General features: G+C 65.2%; 18 protein-coding genes. 8 read left to right on the forward strand and 10 right to left on the reverse strand.

Annotated elements, in window-relative coordinates:
• Nucleotides 1–43: 43 nt before the first annotated feature.
• From GWQ44_RS24490 to GWQ44_RS24525, 8 genes are all read left to right on the forward strand, one after another.
• Nucleotides 44–823, forward strand: coding sequence for a transporter substrate-binding domain-containing protein (locus GWQ44_RS24490; protein ID WP_275928442.1), 780 nt, complete (start codon nucleotides 44–46; stop codon nucleotides 821–823).
• A gap of 73 nt (nucleotides 824–896) precedes the next feature.
• Nucleotides 897–1,622, forward strand: coding sequence for an ABC transporter permease (locus GWQ44_RS24495; RefSeq protein ID WP_047304580.1), 726 nt, complete (start codon nucleotides 897–899; stop codon nucleotides 1,620–1,622).
• A complete protein-coding gene (locus GWQ44_RS24500) occupies nucleotides 1,619–2,329 on the forward strand; it encodes an ABC transporter permease (RefSeq protein WP_047304474.1) in 711 nt (236 codons plus the stop codon). Before GWQ44_RS24495 ends, GWQ44_RS24500 begins: the two co-directional genes overlap by 4 nt.
• Nucleotides 2,330–2,393: 64 nt before the next feature.
• On the forward strand, nucleotides 2,394–3,155 hold the full coding sequence (locus GWQ44_RS24505) for an ATP-binding cassette domain-containing protein (RefSeq protein WP_016964224.1): 762 nt from the start codon (nucleotides 2,394–2,396) through the stop codon (nucleotides 3,153–3,155).
• A gap of 12 nt (nucleotides 3,156–3,167) precedes the next feature.
• Nucleotides 3,168–3,647: an Lrp/AsnC family transcriptional regulator gene (locus GWQ44_RS24510; protein WP_011061344.1), complete on the forward strand. Its 480-nt coding sequence runs from the start codon at nucleotides 3,168–3,170 to the stop codon at nucleotides 3,645–3,647.
• A gap of 252 nt (nucleotides 3,648–3,899) precedes the next feature.
• Complete coding sequence (locus GWQ44_RS24515; RefSeq protein WP_275928443.1) at nucleotides 3,900–4,838, forward strand: arginine deiminase-related protein; 939 nt, start codon at nucleotides 3,900–3,902, stop codon at nucleotides 4,836–4,838.
• Entirely contained in the window at nucleotides 4,835–5,869 is a 1,035-nt protein-coding gene (astA, locus tag GWQ44_RS24520; protein ID WP_275928444.1) for an arginine N-succinyltransferase, read from the forward strand. The genes GWQ44_RS24515 and astA overlap by 4 nt, the downstream gene beginning before the upstream one ends.
• A gap of 59 nt (nucleotides 5,870–5,928) precedes the next feature.
• Complete coding sequence (locus tag GWQ44_RS24525; RefSeq protein ID WP_275928445.1) at nucleotides 5,929–6,792, forward strand: LysR family transcriptional regulator; 864 nt, start codon at nucleotides 5,929–5,931, stop codon at nucleotides 6,790–6,792.
• 107 nt (nucleotides 6,793–6,899) lie between these two features.
• Here the strand turns inward: GWQ44_RS24525 and GWQ44_RS24530 are convergent, their stop codons facing one another.
• The 10 genes from GWQ44_RS24530 to arnC form a co-directional block, all read right to left on the reverse strand.
• Nucleotides 6,900–7,604, reverse strand: a complete 705-nt coding sequence (locus GWQ44_RS24530; protein ID WP_275928446.1) for an HPP family protein — start codon at nucleotides 7,602–7,604, stop codon at nucleotides 6,900–6,902.
• Between the two features lie 196 nt (nucleotides 7,605–7,800).
• Entirely contained in the window at nucleotides 7,801–8,316 is a 516-nt protein-coding gene (locus tag GWQ44_RS24535) for a GNAT family N-acetyltransferase (RefSeq protein ID WP_275928447.1), read from the reverse strand.
• Between the two features lie 42 nt (nucleotides 8,317–8,358).
• Nucleotides 8,359–9,984 (reverse strand): glycosyltransferase family 39 protein, encoded by a 1,626-nt coding sequence (locus GWQ44_RS24540; RefSeq protein WP_275928448.1) that lies wholly within the window; start codon nucleotides 9,982–9,984, stop codon nucleotides 8,359–8,361.
• A complete protein-coding gene (locus GWQ44_RS24545) occupies nucleotides 9,985–11,349 on the reverse strand; it encodes a UDP-glucose/GDP-mannose dehydrogenase family protein (RefSeq protein ID WP_047304460.1) in 1,365 nt (454 codons plus the stop codon).
• Complete coding sequence (gene arnF, locus GWQ44_RS24550; RefSeq protein WP_016964217.1) at nucleotides 11,346–11,759, reverse strand: 4-amino-4-deoxy-L-arabinose-phosphoundecaprenol flippase subunit ArnF; 414 nt, start codon at nucleotides 11,757–11,759, stop codon at nucleotides 11,346–11,348. The genes GWQ44_RS24545 and arnF overlap by 4 nt, the downstream gene beginning before the upstream one ends.
• Nucleotides 11,756–12,100 (reverse strand): 4-amino-4-deoxy-L-arabinose-phosphoundecaprenol flippase subunit ArnE, encoded by a 345-nt coding sequence (arnE, locus tag GWQ44_RS24555; protein ID WP_016964216.1) that lies wholly within the window; start codon nucleotides 12,098–12,100, stop codon nucleotides 11,756–11,758. The genes arnF and arnE overlap by 4 nt, the downstream gene beginning before the upstream one ends.
• Complete coding sequence (arnT, locus tag GWQ44_RS24560; RefSeq protein ID WP_275928449.1) at nucleotides 12,097–13,746, reverse strand: lipid IV(A) 4-amino-4-deoxy-L-arabinosyltransferase; 1,650 nt, start codon at nucleotides 13,744–13,746, stop codon at nucleotides 12,097–12,099. The genes arnE and arnT overlap by 4 nt, the downstream gene beginning before the upstream one ends.
• Nucleotides 13,743–14,627: a 4-deoxy-4-formamido-L-arabinose-phosphoundecaprenol deformylase gene (arnD, locus tag GWQ44_RS24565; protein ID WP_016964214.1), complete on the reverse strand. Its 885-nt coding sequence runs from the start codon at nucleotides 14,625–14,627 to the stop codon at nucleotides 13,743–13,745. The genes arnT and arnD overlap by 4 nt, the downstream gene beginning before the upstream one ends.
• Nucleotides 14,627–16,633, reverse strand: a complete 2,007-nt coding sequence (gene arnA, locus GWQ44_RS24570) for a bifunctional UDP-4-amino-4-deoxy-L-arabinose formyltransferase/UDP-glucuronic acid oxidase ArnA (RefSeq protein ID WP_016964213.1) — start codon at nucleotides 16,631–16,633, stop codon at nucleotides 14,627–14,629. Before arnA ends, arnD begins: the two co-directional genes overlap by 1 nt.
• Nucleotides 16,630–17,649, reverse strand: coding sequence for an undecaprenyl-phosphate 4-deoxy-4-formamido-L-arabinose transferase (arnC, locus tag GWQ44_RS24575; protein ID WP_047304458.1), 1,020 nt, complete (start codon nucleotides 17,647–17,649; stop codon nucleotides 16,630–16,632). Before arnC ends, arnA begins: the two co-directional genes overlap by 4 nt.
• Nucleotides 17,650–17,654: the final 5 nt, after the last annotated feature.

Raw genomic sequence — 17,654 nt, forward strand, 5'->3', positions numbered from 1 at the left:
CGCGCCGGACCGCTATAAATCCAAATAATCCGGGACTCTGAAGATGACAAGAAAATGGCTGGCCGTGCCGTTACTGGCAATCGCGTGCGTGTCCATGGGCGCCAGCGCCAAGGAATGGAAGGAGCTGCGCTTTGGCGTCAATCCAAGCTATCCGCCTTTTGAATCCAGCACCGCCGACGGCGGAGTACAAGGCTTTGGCGTCGACCTGGGCAACGCCATCTGCGCCGAGCTCAAGCTCAAGTGCGTGTGGATCAGCAACGACTTCGACGGCCTGATCCCGGCGCTCAAGGCCGGCAAGTTCGACGCCATCGAATCCTCGATGACGGTCACCGATGCGCGGCGCAAGCAGATCGACTTCACTGACCGCCTGTACGCCGGCCCGACCGCCATCGTCACCCGCAAGGGCTCGGGCCTTGAGCCCACCGGCGAATCCCTCAAGGGCAAGACCCTGGGCTACATGCAGGGCACCATTCAGGAAACCTACGCCAGGGCCAAGCTGGGGTCGGCCGGGGTCAAGCTGCGGGCCTACCAGAACCAGGATCAGGTCTACGCCGACCTGGTCTACGGCCGCCTGGACGCCTCGATCCAGGACAAGCTGCAGGCGCAGATGAGCTTCCTCGCATCGCCCCAGGGCGCCGACTTCGAGAACAGCGCCGGCATCAGCGACCCGCTGGTGCCGGCGGAGATCGCCATCGGTCTGCGCAAGGACCAGGACGAGCTCAAGGCCATGCTCAATGGCGCCATCAAGGCCCTGCATGAGAAGGGCATCTACGCCCAGATCCAGCGCCAGTACTTCGGCGACCTCGACCTCTACAACAACTGATCGCCCCTTGGCCGGCCCCGGGACAGGCGCGATCCGTCCCGGGTCCGGCGGTGGTGGCGACAAGGTGATTGGCGTGAATACCTCGACAACTCTCTTTGGCCTGGACCTGTCGGTCCTGCAAGGCTACGGCCCGCTGTTGCTGCACGGCACCTGGGTGACCCTGAAACTCTCGGCCCTGGCGCTGCTGGTGAGCATGGCCCTGGGCCTGCTGGGGGCGGCCGCCAAGCTCTCGCCCCTGCGCCTCTTGAACCTGCCGGCGACCTGCTACACCACCCTGATTCGCGGGGTGCCGGACCTGGTGCTGATGCTGCTGATCTTCTACAGCCTGCAGGGCTGGCTCACGGCCCTGACCGAGCTGCTGGACTGGCCCTACATGGAGATCGACCCCTTCGTCGCCGGGATCATCACCCTGGGCTTCATCTATGGCGCCTATTTCACCGAGACCTTTCGCGGGGCGATGCTCAGCGTGCCAAGGGGCCAGCAGGAAGCGGCGGCGGCCTTCGGCCTCGGTCGCTGGCAGCGCTTTCGCCACGTGGTGTTCCCGCAAATGATGCGCTACGCCTTGCCCAGCCTGGGCAATAACTGGCTGGTGCTGCTCAAGGCCACGGCCCTGGTGTCGATCATCGGCCTTTCGGATCTGGTCAAGGTGGCCCAGGAAGCCGGCAAGAGCACCTTCAACATGCTCGACTTCCTGCTGCTGGCGGCGGCCCTGTACCTGCTGATCACCAGCGCCTCGAACCAGCTGCTGCGCCTGCTGGAACGGCGCTACAACCAAGGCGTGCGAGGGCTGTCGCGATGATCGAGCTGATTCAGGAATACTGGCGTCCCTTTCTGTTCAGTGACGGCGAGAGCCTGACCGGCCTGGCCATGACCCTGTGGTTGCTGGTGGCCAGCCTGGCCATGGGCTTTGTCCTGTCGCTGCCCCTGGCGATCATGCGCGCCTCCCACTGGGCCCCGCTGCGCTGGCCGGTGCAGCTGTTCACCTACGTGTTTCGTGGCACGCCTTTGTATATCCAGCTGCTGATCTGCTACAGCGGCCTGTACGGGATCGCCGCGATTCGCCAGCAAGCGTTGCTGGAAGCCTTCTTCCGCGACGCCATGAATTGCACCTTGCTGGCCTTCACCCTCAACACCTGCGCCTACACCGTGGAGATCTTCGCCGGGGCCATCCGCAGCATTCCCTACGGCGAGATCGAGGCGGCCCACGCCTATGGCCTCAGGGGTTGGCGCCTGTACCGGCGGCTGATCCTGCCTTCGGCGCTGCGCCGGGCACTGCCGTACTACAGCAACGAAGTGATCCTGATGCTGCACGCCACCTCGGTGGCCTTCACCGCCACCATTCCGGACATCCTCAAGGTGGCCCGGGACGCCAATGCCGCGACCTTCCTGACCTTCCAGGCGTTCGGCATCGCCGGCCTGTTGTACCTGGGGCTGTCCTTCGGCCTGGTGGCTGTCTTCCGCCTGGCGGAGCGGCGCTGGCTGAGCTTTCTCGGCCCGGCTCACTGACGCTCCTTTCCTCTTTTTCCTATCCAGAACCTTGCTGCCCGCGGCGGGGTTCCAGGAGTCCGCGATGTACAAATTGACCGTTGAAAATCTCTACAAGCGTTTTGGTGACAACGAAGTGCTCAAGGGCGTCTCGTTGAAAGCCCGGGCCGGTGACGTGGTGAGCATGATCGGCGCCAGTGGCTCGGGCAAGAGCACCATGCTGCGCTGCATCAACTTCCTGGAGCGAGCCGATGCCGGGGCCATTGCCCTGGACGGCGAGGCGATTGTCACCCGCGATGCCCCAGGCGGCATGCAGGTGGCCAGCCCGGCCCAGTTGCAGCGCCTGCGCACGCGCCTGGCCATGGTGTTCCAGCACTTCAACCTGTGGAGCCACCTGAGCGTGCTGGAGAACATCATGCTCGCGCCCTGTCAGGTGCTGGGCATTGGCCGCAAGGCGGCCGAAGCCAGTGCCCGGGCCTACCTGGACAAGGTCGGCCTGCCACAGCGCGTCGCCGAGCAGTACCCGGCGTTCCTCTCCGGTGGCCAGCAGCAGCGGGTGGCGATTGCCCGGGCCCTGGCGGTGGAACCGCAGATTCTGCTGTTCGACGAACCGACTTCGGCCCTGGACCCGGAGCTGGTGGGGGAGGTGCTCAAGGTGATCCAGGCGCTGGCGGAGGAGGGGCGGACCATGCTCATGGTCACCCACGAAATGGGCTTTGCCCGGCAGGTGTCGAGTCAGGTGATGTTCTTGCATCAAGGGCGGGTCGAGGAGCAGGGTAGCGCGAGCATCCTCGACCAGCCGCAGAGTGAACGTTTACAGCAGTTTCTATCCGGCCGTTTGAAGTAAAGGAAGGCATCCATGGCGGACATCCGCGACTTGTCGATCGTGCTTGATCGAATCGACCAGGCGATCATCGAGGTTCTGCGCCACGAAGGGCGCATCACCTACCAGAAACTCTCCGAGCGCGTGCACCTGACGCCCAGGCCGTGCCTGGAACGGGTGCGCAAGCTGGAGCAGCTCGGGGTCATCCGTGGCTACGGAGCGATCCTCGATGAAAAGAAACTCACCCCGGGCTTGTCGCTGCTGGTGCTGGTGGCGCTGTCCAACCAGAGCGGGCGCGCGGCGCAGAAAGCCTTCGAAGCCAAGGTCCGCGCCTGTCCCCAGGTCCTGGAGTGCCGGCTGATCAGCGGCGCCTTCGACTACAGCCTGCGCATGCGCTGCCGCGACATGGAGCACTACCGGGTACTGACCGAAGTCTGGTTCGACGACCCGGACCTGCACATCGACAAACTGGTCAGCCACCCCGAGCTGGCCATGGTCAAGACCGGCATGGAATAACCCCGCCAGCGCCCTGCGTAGGAGCCGGCTTGCCGGCTAAGCGCTCCGCAAGCCTGGCGCCGTCCATTAGACGCCGTCGCTGGCAAGCCAGCTGCTACGGCCAGCATGCCGCTGTGTTCAGGGGGGCGAAATCGGCTGGGGCCACCTGTGCTTTCAGCCATTTCCTGCTGTGCAAACCCGTCGTTCAGCCGGGTTTTGCCCCTGCAAAAAATCACAATGAGCGCCTCTGAAAACTCATTGATTGCGTGCCCCATGCAGACCACTGACAGCGTTTTGATGATTCGCCCCACGCGTTTCGCCTTCAACCAGGACACCGCCGACAACAATCATTTCCAACGCCCTCCGGGTGCCGCCGAAGACGTGCAGGCCAAGGCCCAGCAGGAGTTCGACGGCTACGTCGCGACGCTGCGCGAGCACGGGGTCCGGGTGCTGGTCCACGAGGACAGCGCGGCGCCCCATACCCCGGATTCGATCTTTCCCAACAACTGCTGGAGCAGCCACCCGGATGGCACGCTGGTGCTGTACCCGATGCAGGGGCGCAACCGCCGACTGGAACGCTACAAGGGTGTGCTGGCGCACCTGCACGCGCAGTATCAGGTGACCCGCACCCTGGACCTGACGCCGCTGGAGCAGCAGGAGTCGTTTCTCGAAGGCACCGGGAGCATGGTCCTGGATCGCCAGCAGCGAATCTGCTACGCGGGCTACTCGACCCGCACCCACGCCCGGGCCCTGGACCAACTGGTGGAGCACCTGGGTTATGAGCTGTGCGCCTTTCATGCCCGGGACCGCCAGGGCGTGCCGATCTATCACACCAACGTGATGATGAGCGTCGGCAGCCAGTTGGCCCTGGCCTGCCTGCTGGCCCTGGACGATGGCGGCGAGCGCGCGGCCTTGCGCCAGCGCCTGGAAAGCAGCGGCAAACAGCTGCTGCCCTTGACCTGGGCCCAGCTCGAATCCTTCGCCGGCAATATGCTCGAAGTGCACAACAGCGCCGGCGAGCCGCTGCTGGTGATGTCCCGCAGTGCCTGGCGCTCCCTGGACGCCGAGCAACGCCGCTTGATCGAGCGCCATGTGCAGCCCCTGCCGGTGAACATCGACACCATCGAACGCATCGGCGGCGGCAGCGCCCGCTGCATGCTGGCGGAAATCTACCTGCCCGAACGTCAACCTCGACTGGAGCTCTCGCAATGATCGTCCGTCCCGCCACCCAAGCCGACTTGCCGGCGCTGCTGGCCCTGGCCCACAGCGCCGGTGCCGGCCTGACCACCTTGCCGGCCGACGCCGGGCGCTTGCGCTCGCGCCTGCAATGGGCCGAGCGGACCTTCGCCGGGCAGGCCTCCCGGGCCGACGCCGACTACCTGTTCGTGCTGGAAAGCGCGCAGGGCGAGGCGGTGGGCATCTGTGCCCTGGCCGGCGCCGTGGGCCTGCGCGAGCCCTGGTACAACTACCGCCTGGGGCTGTTTGTCGCCGCCTCCAAGACCCTGGGCATCAACCAGCAACTGCCGACCCTGTTTCTCGGCAACGACATGACCGGCCAGTCGGAGCTGTGCTCGCTGTTCCTGCATGCCGATCACCGCCAGGGCCTCAATGGTCGGCTGCTGTCCAAGGCGCGTTTCCTGTTCCTGGCCGAGTTTCGCGAGCATTTCGGCGACAAGGTGATCGCCGAGATGCGCGGCTATTCCGACGAGCACGGCGTGTCGCCGTTCTGGGAGGGGCTGGGGCGGCACTTCTTCAAGATGGATTTCGCCGAGGCCGACTATCTCACCGGACTTGGCAACAAGACCTTCATCGCCGAGCTGATGCCCAAGTTCCCGCTGCCCACCTGCCTGCTGCCGGCAGCGGCGCGGGCGGTGATCGGCCGCGTGCACCCCAATACCGAACCGGCCCTGGGCATGCTCAAGGCCGAAGGGTTCGCCTTCAAGGACTACATCGACATCTTCGATGGCGGGCCCTTGATCGAATGCGCCACCGGCGAGATCCGCGCGGTACGCGACAGCCAGGTGCTGCAGCTGAGCATCGGCACGCCGGGGGAACAGGCCGAGCCCTACCTGATTCACAACCGCCAGTTCGCCGACTGCCGGATCAGCGCAGCGCCGGCGCGGGTGGCGGCCGGCACCCTGATTGTCAGCGCCGAGAGCGCCAAGGCTCTGGGGCTTGCGCCCGGGGCCTCAGTGCGGGCGGTGAGCCTGGCAGTGCCGGCGCGGCAAATGTCCGCGGCCTAGCAGCGCGGGATAGCGAGCGCCGCTACAATGGCGCTCGATTTTTTTGCCGGCGAGGCACCATGGACATCGATCTGGCGCGCACCTTCCTGGAAATCGTCCGCAGCGGCAGCCTGATCGCCGCCGCCGAGCGCCTGCACCTGACCCAGACCGCCATCAGCGCCCGGGTGCAGAACCTGGAAGGCCAGCTCAACTGCAAGCTGCTGGTGCGCAACCGCGCCGGCGCCCGGCCCACCGCCGACGGCGAGGCCTTCATCGCCTACGCCAACCAGCTGGTGCAGACCTGGGAGGCGGCCCAGCGCGACCTGCCGCTGCTCGACGGCTACCGCAACGTGTTGCACATCGGCGGCGAGCCGAGCCTGTGCAACCCGCTGATGCTCAGTTGGGTGCAGCGCCTGCGCCAGGCGTTGCCCAACCATGCCCTGCGCACCCAGATCGGCGAAGGCGTCAGCTTGCAGCGGCAACTGGAGCTGGGGGTGCTGGATGCGGCGCTGGTGTTCCAGCCGCTGTATTCCCCGGGCTTGCAGGTGGAGCAATTGCTGGAGGAAAAGCTGATCCAGGTGCGCCTGGCGGGGCGGCCGGAGCCCTATGTCTACATCGATTGGGGCGAGGATTTCCGGCGCCAGCATGACGCCGCCTTGCCGGAGCAGGCCAGGGCCGCAGTGGGCTTCAATCTCGGGCCATTGGCCCTGCAGTTCATCCTCGACGCCGGCGGCAGCGGCTATTTTCGCACCCGGGTGGTGCAGAGCTACCTGGACAGCGGCGTGCTGGAACGGGTGGAAAAGGCCCCGGAATTCAACTTTCCCACCTATCTGCTGTATGCCCGGGAGCGCGACTCGACAGAGCTGCAGCAGGCTTTTGCGGTGTTGCGCGAGGTTATCGAACAAGACCACGACTGGTCCCAGCGCTGGTCACCGATGATCTGAACTCCGGCGCCCCTTGCGGGCGAATGGGCCCGCCAATCAGGCAACGCTCCCGAGGACGCCTTCGCTGGCAAGCCAGCTCCTACGAAGGGGGATGGGCGGCTGGGGCGTCACGGACGTGAGGACAGGACCTGGCCGATGCTGCGGCGGCGGGCGTGGACTTGGCTGGCGTGGATCAGCTGTTCGAGGTCTTCGGGTGTGACGTCGAAAAATTCCTCCATCTCGGCCAGGGCCTGCTTCAGGTCGTCGGCGGTGATCGCCAGGCTGTCGCTCGGGGTGGGCGATGGCAGGATCGCCGGGGCATCGCCGGGCCCCTTGGGGTAACGGATCCGCGTCAGGTTGTTGTAGACCAGGGCGCTGCCCAGGAGACTGGCCGCCGCCAGCATCACCGGGCCCAGCTCCCGCCAGTCCAGCGCCACGCTGGCCGGATCGGCCAGCACCAGGGTCAGGGCCAGGGCGCCGGCCGGCGGATGCAGGCAACGCAACCAGCATATCAGCACCAGGGCCATGCCCGCCGCCAGGCAGGCGCTGCCCAGGCTGCGCCCCAGCACATGGGCCACCAGCAAGGCCACGACCGCGGCGCACAGGTAACCGCCCAGGATCGACCAGGGCTGGGCCAGGGCGCCGGAAGACACGGCAAACAGCAGCACCGCCGAGGCCCCCAGCGGACCGATCAGGTGCAGCGCCACCGGCATGCCGAACACCTGGGCGCAGAGCCAGACGCTGAACAGGGTGCCCAGGGCCATGCCGATGGCGGCGCGGCTCCATTCCAGGGGGCGGGTATTGATGGCGGCGGGTTTCCAGCGGGCAAGCATCGGCTACGGGGTCCATGGCTAAACGACGGGCAAAAAGAAGGGCTTGTCTGGATCACCAGAAAGCCCTTGAACGTTCCAACATTTGGGGGAGGAACGGGCACAGTGTGCCGAGCCTTCAAGCAGCTGACAAATTCATAATAATGCTGGTTTAGTGCATTTATTTTGTTGTTGAGCGCCGCTAGGAGCCGCCAGGGTTCTACAAGGCCAGGCGCATGGCGCAGCGGCGGGCGGCGGGCAGGCCGTGTTGGGTTTCATCGGCCAGGACCTGACGCAGGCGCGGGCTCAGTTGGGCCGGCTGCAGGGTGACAAAGCCCTGGCGCTGGTAGAAAGGTTCGTTCCAGGGCAGTTCGCGGAAGGTGCTCAGGGTCAGGGCCGTGAGCTGCTGCTCCAGGGCGAACTCGCGCGCCGCCTGCAACAGGCGCTTGCCAATGCCTTGGCCCTGGTGGCCAGTGGCAACCGAGATTTCCCACACATGCAGCTCGCGCTCGCAGATTTGCGCGTTGAGAAAGGCGCAGCGGGTGCCGTCGGCGGTCAGCGCCACCCACACCGGGTGCCGGCGGATGTTGTCGCGCTGGCTCTGGGCATCGGCGACTTCGGCGTCGGCCAGCCAGGCCAGTTGCGGATCGCTGCGAAAGAGTTCGGCAGCCGAGGTTTCAATGGCGGGGAGGAAGGCGGCGTCGGCCACCCGCGCCCGGCGGATCTGAATGGTCATGGGCGCGAGTGTAAGGAGCCGGCAGGGGGCTGCGCAACGCTTTCAGGGCTGCGCAGCGGCGCTCTTGGGCAGGTGCAGCAAGACGAAGTCGTTCTTGTCGAAACGCCCGCTCAGCACCGGAGTCAGCCCGGCCAGGGGCGTGCCCTGCAGGCTGGCCAGGTCGCCCTGATCAAGGATCACCCAGGCCGGGCCGGGGATCTGGGCCAGGGCGTCTGGGGTTTCGCTGAACTGCGGCTGCAGGTCACGGTCCAGGTTGACCATGAACTTGATCGCCTTGGCGTCCTTGCCCATGCGGTGCAGGATCACCGGTGCCGGGTCGGCCTCGATCAGTTGCATGGCGCCGTGGCTGAAGGTGCGCGTGTCATAGAGACGGTGCTCGACCGGCTCGAAGACCCCGATGTAGCTGGCCCAGACCGCCAGCACCGCGCTGTAGGCCAGGCCCACGGCGCGCCACTGGCGCTTGAACAAGAGCCCCAGGGACAGCAGTTGCAGCAGCCCAAGGATCAGCAGCATCGGCGTCAGAGAATCGAGCTGCTCGGGGAATTTGCGCCGCAGCACCAGCAAGCCGACGATCAGCAGCCCGGGCAGCAGCAGCCAGATGCCCTGGATCAGCACCCGCAGCCAGCCCATGACGCGCCCGCGAACGGCGTGGAACGGATAGGCCGCGATGATCGCCGCCATGGGCAGCATCGGCAGCAGGTAGCGGGCCTTTTTCGCCTGGGGAATCGACAGGCCGATCATCACGATCAGCCCGGCGGCGGTGCACAGGCGCAGCAGTTTCAGCCCCGGGCCCTGGTCCGCGGGGCGACTGAGCAGCACCGCGACCCAGGCGAGGATCGCCAGGGGATAGGCCAGGGCGTAGTTGCCCAGGGAGCTGGTGAAGTAATAGAAGACGTCGCTGGAGCCTTCGCTGCCGTCCATGCGTCCCATGAACTGCATGCGGATCACATCGTCGACAAAGGCCTGGCCACCGCTGAGCTTGGCCAGCCACAGCAGCAGGCCGACGCAGGCCACCAGCAGCAACAGCGCGCTGAAACCGACGCTGAACAAGCGGCGCCATTGACCGCCCAGCAGGTAATAGCTGCACAGCATGCCGGTGGGGATCACCAGGCCGATGGGCCCGCGAATGGCAAAGCCCAGCACCAGCAGCAGGAAGATCCAGCCCAGGTGCCGGCGGGCGCCGAAGTGGTCATGGGCATAGCCCAGGTAGAACACCGCCAGGGACACCGCGGCGAGCATCTGGTCCAGGGACACGGCGCGGGTTTCGCTGATGAAGGTGTTGCTGAGCAACAACAGGGCGACGCTGAGCAGGGCCCAGGTCCGGGAATAGGGCGCCAACAGGCGATAGATCAGACTGACGATCACGGCCGAGGCGATGGCCGTGGGCAGCCAGGCGGTAAAACTGCTGACCTGCCCGGAAGGCAGTGAGAACAGCCAGACCAGCAAAGTCGATGCGCTGGAATAGTCGGCATAGGGCTGGCCATAGGTGGTGGGGAAGAACCCCGGCCCATGGCGCAGCATCTCCTTGGCAAACAGCACGAAGCGCGAATCGAAGCCAATGGCCGAATCGTGACCGGTGCCGATGCAGAACAGCAGCAAGGCCAGCAGCCCCAGCCCCAACGATTGCCAGAAAAGTGTGTTCGAAGGGGAGCTGGAGTGCGGGTTCATTCAAGCCTCGGTGGACCACTGCTGGTGAGGAATCGGCAGGTTGCGCGATTCACCGCGGCCGATCGGGAAGTAGGTGAAACCATTGCGCGCCAGGCGCTCGGCGTCGTACAGGTTGCGGCCGTCGAAGATCACCGGCGCCTTGAGGCGCTGTTGGATCAGGTCGAAATCCGGTGCCTTGAACTGCTGCCATTCGGTGCAGATGATCAGCGCGTCGGCGCCGGTGAGCACCGATTCCGGCGTGCCCATGAGCATCAGGCGCGATTCGTCCGGGTACAGACGCTGGGTTTCCTGCATGGCTTCCGGGTCGTAGGCGCGCACCTCGGCGCCGGCGGCGAACAGCGCATCGAGCAGCACCCGGCTCGGGGCGTCGCGCATGTCGTCGGTGTTGGGCTTGAAGGCCAGGCCCCACAAGGCAAAGGTCTTGCCCTTCAGGTCGCCTTTGTAGAAAGCCTTGATGCGCTCGAACAGCTTGTGCTTCTGGCGTTCGTTGATGGCTTCCACCGCTTGCAAAAGGTCGCTGGAGCAATGGGCTTCCTGGGCACTGTGGATCAGCGCGCGCATGTCCTTGGGGAAGCACGAACCGCCGTAGCCGCAGCCCGGGTAGATGAAGTGGTAGCCGATGCGGGTATCGGCGCCGATCCCCAGGCGCACCGATTCGATGTCGGCGCCCAGGTGCTCGGCCAGCTCGGCGATCTGGTTGATGAAGCTGATCTTGGTCGCCAGCATGCAGTTGGCGGCGTACTTGGTCAGCTCGGCGCTGCGCAGGTCCATGAACATGATGCGGTCATGGTTGCGGTTGAACGGCGCATACAGGTCGCGCATCACGTCGCGCACTTCTTCGCGCTCGCAGCCGATGATGATCCGGTCCGGACGGCGGCAGTCGGTGACGGCCGAGCCTTCCTTGAGGAATTCCGGGTTGGAGACGATATCGAATTGCAGCGGGCGGCCATTCAGGACCTTTTCGATGTGCGCCTTCAAGGTGTCGCCGGTGCCCACCGGTACGGTGGATTTTTCCACCAGGATCACCGGTTGCTCACGGTGGCGTGCCACCGCATCGCCCACCGACAGTACGTAGCGCAGGTCCGCCGAGCCGTCTTCGCTGGACGGCGTGCCCACGGCGATGAACAGCACCTGGCCGTGTTGCACCGCGAGTTTTTCGTCGCTGGTGAAGTGCAGGCGCTTGGCTTCGAGGTTTTCCTTGACCAGGCTGGCCAGCCCGGGCTCGAAGATGCTCACGTGTCCTTGTTGCAGCTGCTTGACCTTTTGCTCGTCGATGTCCATGCAGATGACATCGTGGCCGACTTCAGCCAATACGGCGGCTTGTACGAGGCCGACGTAACCACTTCCAAATACACTGATTTTCATGGGGTATTCCTGGGACTTGTCGCGGGTGCAGATCGAGAGTTGATGGTGATGACCCCGAGGATGACCAAGGCCACCCCGAGGCTTTTGGAAAGCGTGAACGGTTCGTTGAACAGCGGCAGGCTGGCGGCCAGCAGGTAGACCAGGGCGTAGCTGATGCTGAGCAGCGAATAGGCCCGGCCCAGGGGCAGGTCGCGCAGCGCCAAAAGCCAGCAGAGCATCGACAGCGCGTAGGCGCCGATGGCCGCGATCACCAGTGCCAGGGCGGCCAGGTCGATGCTGCCGGCGCTCAGGGCCGACAGCCACTGATCCGGGGCGGGCAGGCGGGTCATGCTCCAGCGCATGCCCAGCTGGGCGCCGCTGACCAGGGCCACGCTGCCCAGGGCGAAGGCAAAGCCCTTGACCCGGCTCATGCGTGGCGACTCAACAGCAGCACGCCGCCGATCACCAGGGCCACGCCGAGCCAGTGGCGGCGGTCGATGGCCTCATGAAAGACGAAACGGGCGATCAGGGTAATGAACACGAAATTCAGGCTGAGCATGGGGTAGGCCACGCCGACCTCCATGCGCTGCAGCACCAGGAGCCACACCAGCAGGCCCAGGCCGAGGCTGAACAGCGCCAGCCACAGCCAGCCCGAGCGCAGTTTCTGCAGGGCGCTGGAAGGCTGGTCGCGCCAGCTTTCCACGGCGAACTTCTGTGCCACCTGGCCCAGGCAGGTCAGCCCGCAGGCCAGGAGTAGCAGCAACAGGCTCATGGCTGGCTCTGGGGAATGATGAAGATCACGATATTGCCTTGCTCGTAGCGCTTGGCATCCTTGGGCAGCAGCTCGACTTCATGCACTTCGTCGCTGCTCTTGACCCGCATCACCACGCCGATCGAGCCTTGCTTGCGGGCCTGCTCGATCCACGGCTGGACCTGGTTCAGGTCGACCTTGCGCGCGGCAGTGTCCGCGTAGCCCAGGCCGTATTTCACTTCGCCTTCGGTGTTGTACAGGGTCACGTCGGGGCGACGCAGGCGCCAGGCCAGCGCCGAGGCCGCGCCCAGGTCGTTGCTCAGCAGGGCCTTGGCCTGACCCAGTTCGGCCACGTGATCGATGATGAACTGGTCGGGAATCTTGTTGTAGACCACCGAATTGGGCAGCGCCGCCGGGGCCAGCGCCACCAGCAGGAAGCTGCCCAGGGCCGGCGCCGCCCACAGGGTCAGCGGCCGCATGGCTTGCAGCAGGTTGCTGAGGATCCAGCCCAGCAGCAGGACATAGACCAGCACCAGGTGCTGCGGCTCGTCCACGTACACTGGCTTCTTCATCTGGAAATACACCAGGGCCAGCAGCCCCAGCAGGCCAGCCACCAGGTTGAGCACGCCGTTGAAGGCCAGCAGCCGGGTCTTGCCGGCGGCCAGGCGCTCCACCAGGGTGTGGCCCATCAGCAAGGCCAGGGGCAGCAGGCACGGCAGGATATAGGCCGGCAGCTTGCCCTTGCTCAGGCTGAAGAACGCCAGGGGCAGCACCAGCCACAGCAGCAGGAAGCCGCTGCTGTTCAGGCGTCGCTGTTCCCAGGCCTGTTTAAGGCTGGCCGGCAGCAGCAGTACCCAAGGCACCGAGAAGCCCACCAGCAACGGCAGGTAATACCACCAGGGCGAGGCGTGCTGGGCGTCTTCACCGGCAAAGCGCCGGATGTGCTCGTGCCAGAAGAAGAAGCGCCAGTAGTCCGGTTCCTGGGCATGCACCATCAGGGCCCAGGGCAGGCTGATGAGAATCGCCACCAGCACACCGAGGCCGCCATAGATCAGCAGCGAGCGCAGGCGCTTCTGCCAGATGGCGTAGGGCAGGGCCACCAGCACCGGCAGCAGCCAGGCGAGAAAGCCCTTGGTCATGAAACCCATGCCGCAGGCCAGGCCCAGGACCACCCAGGCGATGAGCTGCCCGCGCACGCTGCGGCAATCGAAGGTGAACCACAGCGCCACCAGGCTCAGGTTGACCCAGAAGGTGAACTGCGGATCGAGGTTGGCGTAGCCGGCCTGCAGCGCGACCACGGTAAAGCTCATGTAGAGCAGGGCGCTGGCCAGGCTCTTGCGCGGATCGCTCCACAGCCGGCGGGCCAGCAGATAGGCCAGGACCACGCTCAGGCCGGTGCTCAGGGCCGAGGCCACGCGCACGCCGAACAGGTTGTCGCCAAACAGCGCCTGGCCGATGGCGATCATCCAGTAGCCGGCCACCGGTTTTTCGAAATAGCGGATGCCCATGAAGTGCGGCGACGCCCATTTGCCGCTCAGGAGCATTTCCTGGCTGATCTGCGCGTAGCGGGTTTCATCGGGAATCCACAGGCCATGGGTGGCCATGGGCAACAGGTAGAACAGACCGAAAGCGATCAACAGCAGCGGCAGGGCCCAACGTCTGATCATGCGCTTTGCACTCCCAGCCAGCCTTCGCGGCCTTCCAGCGCGCCACGCACCACCTGGCCTGCGGGCAGGCTGGAAAGGTCCGCGGGGAGCATGTCGCCCAGGGGCTGGAAGTGGATGTCGCGCTGCTTGGCATCGGCCAGCAGCTGGCGGAAATCGTTGGCCATGAGAATCCCTTCTACTTCGGCATGCACGGTGTAGACATTGAGCTTGTCCGGGCTGAACCGGTCGAGGATGTAGTGGTTGAAATCCTTGGCGGCCACCACCGGCCCGACCACTTCGTCGAAGGTCGGCAGGTCCACCGGAATCTGCGGGGCGCCCAGGCTGCCGTCCGCCAGGCGTGGCTGGAACAGGCTCTGGCCGCGGCAATCGCTGTTGTAGCGAAAGCCGAATTGTTGCTTGGCTTCGATGACGCGTTCGTCGGCGCGCCAACCGGCGGACGCCGAGCAGCTCACCGCTTGCCCGAGAATATCGTTGAGGCTGTCGACGCCACGGCGGATCTGTTCGATCAGCTGTGCCTGACTCCAGCGCCCGGTGTTGGCCTGCCAGCCGTGGTGATCCCAGGCGTGCAGGCCGACTTCGTGGCCGGCGGCCAGGGTCTGGCGCATCAAGTGCCCCAGGTCCCGGCCAATGGGTTTACCCGGCCAGGCCGTGCCGGCCAGGAGAATGTCCCAGCCGTACAGGCCCGCGGCATTGGACCGCAGCATTTTCCAGAGGAACTGCGGACGGATCAGGCGCCACAGGTGGCGCCCCATGTTGTCCGGCCCGACGCTGAAGAAGAAGGTGGCCTTGACCCCGGCTTCGTCCAGCGATTCGAGCAGCCGTGGCACCCCCTCCCGGGTGCCGCGGTAGGTATCGACATCAATGCGCAGACCTGCCTGCATCAGCGAGCTTCTTCTTTCGAGCGGTCGGCGATTTCCAGCATGGCTTCACGCAGGAAGAAGTCCAGGGTGTTGCCGATGGTTTCGCTCATCTCCACGGTCGGCTCCCAGTTCAGCAGGCGCTTGGCGTTTTCGATGCTCGGCTTGCGGTGTTCCACGTCCTGGTAGCCAGCGCCGTAGAAGGCCTTGCTTTCAACGTCGCGGAAACCGGCGAACGGCGGGAAGTTGCTACGCAGCGGGTGAGCTTCGAACTGACGCAGCAGTTCTTCGCCCAGCTGACGGATGCTGGCTTCGTTGTCCGGGTTGCCGATGTTGATGATCTGGCCGTTGCAGCAGTCGTTTTCGTTGTCGACGATGCGCGCCAGGGCTTCGATGCCGTCGGCGATGTCAGTGAAGCAGCGCTTCTGCTCGCCACCGTCGAACAGACGGATCGGCGTGCCTTCCACCAGGTTGAGGATCAGCTGGGTGATGGCGCGGGAGCTGCCGATACGGGCCGAGTCCAGACGGTCCAGGCGCGGGCCCATCCAGTTGAACGGACGGAACAGGGTGAAGTTCAGGCCCTTGGCGCCGTAGGCCCAGATCACCCGGTCCAGCAGCTGCTTGGACACCGAGTAGATCCAGCGTTGCTTGTTGATCGGGCCGACGATCAGGTTGGAGCTGTCTTCGTCGAAGTTCTTGTCCTGGCACATGCCATAGACTTCCGAGGTCGACGGGAAGATCACGCGCTTGTTGTACTTGACGCAGTAGCGAACCAGTTTCAGGTTCTCTTCGAAGTCCAGTTCGAACACGCGCAGCGGGTTGCGGGTGTATTCGATCGGGGTGGCGATGGCCACCAGCGGCAGGACCACGTCGCACTTCTTGATGTGATATTCGATCCACTCGGAGTGGATGCTGATATCGCCTTCGACGAAGTGGAAGTTGGGATGGCTGCGCAGGCGCTCGATGGCGTCGGAGCCGATGTCCAGGCCGTAGACGTCGTACTTGTCGTCACGCAGCAGGCGCTCGGACAGGTGGTTACCGATAAAGCCGTTGACGCCGAGGATCAGCACGCGGGTGCGACGTGGCTTGCGGCCAGACTCGGCGCCGCGCAGCAGGGAACCGTCCACCAGGCCCAGTTCGGCAGCCAGTTGCGGGCCACCCAGGTACAGGCCATTGGCGTTGCGCTGGCCGGAGGTGATCACCAGCGAGTCTTCGCCACAGGCGATGCGCAGCGGGTCGACGCTGATGACCCGGCCTGGGGCCTGGCCTTCATTGCCCTTGGCGACTTCGGCGCTCCAGACGATCAGCTTGTGCTCGCCCACGGCGCAGAAGGCGCCCGGATAAGGCTGAGTCACTGCGCGGACCAGGTTGAACAGCTCTTCGGCGGGACGCTTCCACTCGATCTTGCCGTCAGCGGCGGTACGACGGCCGTAGTAGCTGGCCTTGGATTCGTCCTGGGCGGTTTCGGTGAACTTGCCCTGGGCCAGTGCCGGCAGGGTGTCGCGCAGCAGGCTGGCGGCGGCGTCACGCAGTTTGTGGTGCAGGGTCAGGGCGGTGTCGCTGCGCTCGATGGCCACGCGTTCCTGGGCAATGATGGCGCCGGCATCGGCGCGCTTGACCATGCGGTGCAGGGTCACGCCGGTTTCGGTTTCGCCCTTGACCAGTACCCAGTTGGCCGGTGCGCGGCCACGGTAGCGCGGCAGCAGGGAACCGTGCAGGTTGAACGCGCCCTTGCTGGCGGTGGCCAAAAGCGGCTCGCTCAGCATATTGCGGTAATAGAAGGAGAACAGGTAGTCGGGGTTGAGCTTGGCGATGCGCTCGATCCACAGCGGGTGGTTGGCATCTTCCGGGGCGTGCACGGCAATGCCTTTGCGGGCGCAGAGCTGGGCCACGGAGCCGTAGAAGGTGTTTTCCTTGGGATCGTCGGCGTGGGTGAACACGGCGGCGATCTCGTAACCTGCGTTGAGCAGGGCTTCGATGCCAGCACAGCCAATATCGTGGTAGGCGAAGACAACAGCTTTATTGCTCATGGCGAAACCTGATCTGTATGAGTGGAAGTTAAACCGTCGACAGTCACAACCGGGGCCGGGGCCGCGGGCTGGCTGCGCAAGACTTTTTCGATGAAGAAGCGCGGGCGGGCCCGCACGTCGCTGTACATGCGTCCCAGGTATTCACCCAGAAGCCCCATGCCGATGAACTGGCCACCGGTGAACACGAACAGCACCGCGAACAGCACGAAGGTGCCGTCGCCGGCCCAGGTAGCGCCGAAGATCAGGCGCAGGACAATCAGCATCAGGGCGAACAGCGCGCCGACCCCGGCCATGGCGAAACCGATGATGCTCAGCAGCCGCAGCGGGGTGGTGGTCATGCAGGTGATCAAGTCGAACATCAGGTTGATCAGGCGCATCGGGCTGTACTTGGAGTCGCCGTGCTCGCGCTCGGCGTGCTCCACCAGCACCTCGGTGGTGTGCCGGGCGAAGCTGTTTGCCAGGATCGGGATAAAGGTGCTGCGCTCGGTGCAGGCCAGCATCGCGTCGATGATGGTCCGGCGGTAGGCCCGCAGCATGCAGCCGTAGTCGCTCATGGCCACACCGGTGGAGCGCTGCACGGCGAGGTTGATCAGCTTCGACGGCCAGCGGCGGAAGGCCGAATCCTGGCGGTTGTTGCGCACGGTGCCGACCACGTCGTAGCCCAGCTCGGCCTGGGCCACCAGGCGCGGGATTTCTTCCGGCGGGTTCTGCAGGTCGGCGTCGAGGGTGATCACCACATCGCCACGGCATTGCTCGAAGCCGGCCATGATCGCCGCGTGCTGGCCGTAGTTGCGGTTGAGGATCACCGCCACCACCGGGCTGCCTTCGCGTTCGGCGGCTTCTTGCAGGATGTTCGCCGACTGGTCGCGGCTGCCGTCGTCCACCAGGACGATTTCAAACTCGTGCTTGAGTTGGCGGCAGGCCGCTTCGGTGCGACGCAGCAGCTCAGGCAGGCTCTGTTCTTCGTTGTAGACCGGAATCACGATCGACACGAACTGGATTGGGTAAGGTTTCAAAGGCT

This window comes from Pseudomonas sp. 3MA1, assembly GCF_029237275.1.
GTDB classification, from domain to species: Bacteria; Pseudomonadota; Gammaproteobacteria; order Pseudomonadales; family Pseudomonadaceae; genus Aquipseudomonas; species Aquipseudomonas fluorescens_AP.

Bases quoted from the DNA above. Each gene is read 5' to 3' on its own strand.
- GWQ44_RS24490 (WP_275928442.1), top strand. From the start codon at position 44: ATGACAAGAAAATGGCTGGCCGTGCCGTTACTGGCAATCGCGTGCGTG.
- GWQ44_RS24500 (WP_047304474.1), top strand. From the start codon at position 1,619: ATGATCGAGCTGATTCAGGAATACTGGCGTCCCTTTCTGTTCAGTGAC.
- GWQ44_RS24505 (WP_016964224.1), top strand. From the start codon at position 2,394: ATGTACAAATTGACCGTTGAAAATCTCTACAAGCGTTTTGGTGACAAC.
- GWQ44_RS24510 (WP_011061344.1), top strand. From the start codon at position 3,168: ATGGCGGACATCCGCGACTTGTCGATCGTGCTTGATCGAATCGACCAG.
- GWQ44_RS24515 (WP_275928443.1), top strand. From the start codon at position 3,900: ATGCAGACCACTGACAGCGTTTTGATGATTCGCCCCACGCGTTTCGCC.
- astA (WP_275928444.1), top strand. From the start codon at position 4,835: ATGATCGTCCGTCCCGCCACCCAAGCCGACTTGCCGGCGCTGCTGGCC.
- GWQ44_RS24525 (WP_275928445.1), top strand. From the start codon at position 5,929: ATGGACATCGATCTGGCGCGCACCTTCCTGGAAATCGTCCGCAGCGGC.
- GWQ44_RS24530 (WP_275928446.1), bottom strand. From the start codon at position 7,604: ATGCTTGCCCGCTGGAAACCCGCCGCCATCAATACCCGCCCCCTGGAA.
- GWQ44_RS24535 (WP_275928447.1), bottom strand. From the start codon at position 8,316: ATGACCATTCAGATCCGCCGGGCGCGGGTGGCCGACGCCGCCTTCCTC.
- GWQ44_RS24540 (WP_275928448.1), bottom strand. From the start codon at position 9,984: ATGAACCCGCACTCCAGCTCCCCTTCGAACACACTTTTCTGGCAATCG.
- GWQ44_RS24545 (WP_047304460.1), bottom strand. From the start codon at position 11,349: ATGAAAATCAGTGTATTTGGAAGTGGTTACGTCGGCCTCGTACAAGCC.
- arnF (WP_016964217.1), bottom strand. From the start codon at position 11,759: ATGAGCCGGGTCAAGGGCTTTGCCTTCGCCCTGGGCAGCGTGGCCCTG.
- arnE (WP_016964216.1), bottom strand. From the start codon at position 12,100: ATGAGCCTGTTGCTGCTACTCCTGGCCTGCGGGCTGACCTGCCTGGGC.
- arnT (WP_275928449.1), bottom strand. From the start codon at position 13,746: ATGATCAGACGTTGGGCCCTGCCGCTGCTGTTGATCGCTTTCGGTCTG.
- arnD (WP_016964214.1), bottom strand. From the start codon at position 14,627: ATGCAGGCAGGTCTGCGCATTGATGTCGATACCTACCGCGGCACCCGG.
- arnA (WP_016964213.1), bottom strand. From the start codon at position 16,633: ATGAGCAATAAAGCTGTTGTCTTCGCCTACCACGATATTGGCTGTGCT.